Annotated in this window: 2 protein-coding genes; one reads left to right on the top strand and one right to left on the bottom strand. The window is 67.2% G+C overall.

The genetic code is table 11. The annotated features are described in order from the left end of the window. Positions 1-217: 217 nt before the first annotated feature. A complete protein-coding gene (locus GRF61_RS23740; protein ID WP_169153084.1) occupies positions 218-1,669 on the top strand; it encodes a hypothetical protein in 1,452 nt (483 codons plus the stop codon). Positions 1,670-1,887: 218 nt separating this feature from the next. Here GRF61_RS23740 and GRF61_RS23735 read toward each other — a convergent pair whose 3' ends face one another. After that, positions 1,888-2,355 carry a hemerythrin domain-containing protein gene (locus GRF61_RS23735; protein WP_169153083.1) on the bottom strand — a complete coding sequence of 156 codons (468 nt, stop codon included), beginning with the start codon at positions 2,353-2,355 and terminating at the stop codon, positions 1,888-1,890. Between the last annotated feature and the right edge of the window lie 239 nt (positions 2,356-2,594).

The raw sequence follows: 2,594 nt of genomic DNA, 5'->3' as shown, positions 1-2,594 counted from the left end.
CCACCCGATCCGCATCCTAGATTTCCAGCGAAGGCCCGAGGGCATCGACGATGACCTGGAGGCCGTCAAGCGCGATCCGCTCTGGCGGATTGCCCCAAATCCTGCGCAGCCGGTGGTGCTGATTGGTGTCACGCTGTGGGGCCTCTCGAATGGGAAGCCATAGGCACCCCCCGATGTCTCTGTCTAGGGGGATGTGAGAAGAGATCGGGGGGGACGCATGTTCCTCGTGGTGCAGCACCCCTTTGCCGATCTGCGCGCCTTCTGCCCCGAGGCGGAAGGCCGCGTCGCCCGGCCGGCTTGGCCATTGGCCACACCCTGCGTGGACTTCATCCGCTCTTCCGGCAGCGTGCAGGCGCGCCGCCGCGGTGGCGTGCCGGAGTGGGAAGGCGAGGAGAACTACTGCGACGCCAGCGCCGCGCTGCGCTTCCCCGACAGCCTCAACCACCTGGCGCGTGGCACCACCGCCTTTCCTGCGCACTGCAACTACAGCTTCCGGCGCTTCTATTCGCAGGGCAAGGCGGCCCGGTTGGAGGTGGGCATGCGGCTGGCGAGCGACGAGGACGATACCGTCGCGCGGCCGGACCACCGACGGGAGGCACTGTTCGCCTGGCTGGGGCTGGAGGTGTCGGTGGGACCGCGCCGCCATCGCAAGAGCGGGCTGAAGCTGGTCGAAGCCGGGCCGGCACTCGCCGGGCATTACCTGCGAGCCTCCACCCTGCGCACCAAGGAAGATCCCGCGCAGCCACCGCTGCCCGGCTGGTGCTTCCAGGCGCGCACGCCGGCACTGGTGATCGAAGCGCCAATGGACGACACGGTTTCGCTGCCGCGCCACGCTCGCGCCCTGCGCCTGCCCGCCGAACTGGGCAGCCTGCACCACGCCTGGCTGCAACTCGGGCCAAGGCGGGTCAGCGCCTGGTTCCTGCACAGCGCCGACCGCCAGGCGCCGCAACTGCGCGCGCTGCGCATCCACTTGCTGCGCCTGCACTCCGAGCGGGAGACGCTGCATGCGCTGCTGGCGGCGGTGGTGAGCAACAAGCTGGACATCACCTCCGACAGCGCGCGCTCCGATGCCGTCCAGCACTACCTGAACGAAACCCTGCGGGCCACCCAGCGCCCGGCCCGCCACGGCGTGCAGCAGGCGGAGATGGTGGACATCGCCTGCGACGCCTTCAACGAATTACCGGAGAACAGCACCGCCACCCTGGACACCCTGCGCCGCCAGATCGGCGACAAGGTACGCGCCTACCTCAAGCGCAGCAGCGAGCACGCCAGCACCGTGACCCACATTACCAACCTGGGAACTTACATGAACACCACCATCAAGCTCGGCAGCGTCACCGTCGGCGGCGATTTCAACCTGGTCACCGCCAAGAACATCGAGAACAGCTTCAACAAGGCTGCCAGCGCCGGCACGCCGGAACTGGCGGACAAGCTCAAGGCGCTCAGCGTACAAGTGGCCGAACTGGCCAAGAAGCTGCCCGCCGATCAAGCCGAGAAGGCCAGCCGCGATCTGGAGACGCTCACCAGCGAGGCCACCTCCGAGGAGCCGCGCAAGGAGTGGTTCGAGCTTTCCGGCAAAGGCCTGATCGAAGCGGCGAAGACGGTGGCGGAGATGGCGGCACCGGTCGCCACCGCGGTGAAGGCGGTGCTGGCGCTGCTGGCGGTTTGAAGCACCATCGCCTGGAGGCCAGGCAACCCGGTGACCGGGAGGCAGGATAATTCGGCCACAAGCGGCGGTAATGTCCGCCTTGCTCACCCCCGGCGTGCAGCAGGCTGCAGCCGAAAAGCAGAATGGAAGACTCCACCGTCGCGCTTCGCCGGATGGCCACATCCGGCAGAAGGCCTGCGGATGCAGCCCCCGTCTAGCGCCGGCGGGGGCCAGCCCCCTCAATGCGCGGTCAGCGTCGCCCGCTTCTGCTCCATCTCCGAGGCCAGGTCGCGCAGGTCCAGCCTCTCCTCCATCAGCTTGGGGAAAAGCTCTTCCTCCTCTTCCTTCACATGGTGCTCGATGTATTCCCCCAGCACCGTCACCTTGGCGTCGAAGAGGTCGTCGCCGGCGTGCATGCCGTCGAGCTGCTTGATCAGATCCTTGGCCGAGGCGTGCTCCACCACCGCCTCGTCGAGCAGATCGTGGAACTTCTCCGGGTCGCTGTTGCGCACCGCCGGATAGAACAGCTCCTCTTCCAGCTGAGTATGCACCTTCAGCTCCATGCAGGCGCTGCGGGCGATGGCCTCCTTTTCCTCCGGGGTCTTGGCCGACTCGAACTCCTTGAACAGCTTCTTCACCTTGCGGTGGTCGTCGATGAGGCTTCCCACGACTTCCTTGAGGCCGGTCGGCAAGCTGGACTTGTTCATGGCGCGTCTCCTTTTTTCCAGTCAGATGAATGTGGCACGGGGCCCGCCGGCTGCTGAGCAAAGCCCGAGCCCGGGCGCACGCGCCGGCGGCAGGGCGGCGCCGGGGTAAAAGATGCAAGCCGGCATGGAAAAGCGTTCCGCCCGCGCGGCCCGGCCGGCAAAACCCTGCCGGGAAAAGGCCGCTATGATCCGTCCCCTTCCCCCTCACCGCCCGGCTCCCGCGTTCCGATGCAGCGCTC

Source organism: Azoarcus sp. TTM-91 (genome assembly GCF_012911025.1).
Classification (GTDB): Bacteria; Pseudomonadota; Gammaproteobacteria; order Burkholderiales; family Rhodocyclaceae; genus Azoarcus.
Note: the sequence above shows the minus strand (reverse complement) of the source record. Positions and strands in the feature narration are given on the sequence as shown.

Bases quoted from the DNA above. Each gene is read 5' to 3' on its own strand.
- GRF61_RS23735 (WP_169153083.1), bottom strand. From the start codon at position 2,355: ATGAACAAGTCCAGCTTGCCGACCGGCCTCAAGGAAGTCGTGGGAAGC.
- GRF61_RS23740 (WP_169153084.1), top strand. From the start codon at position 218: ATGTTCCTCGTGGTGCAGCACCCCTTTGCCGATCTGCGCGCCTTCTGC.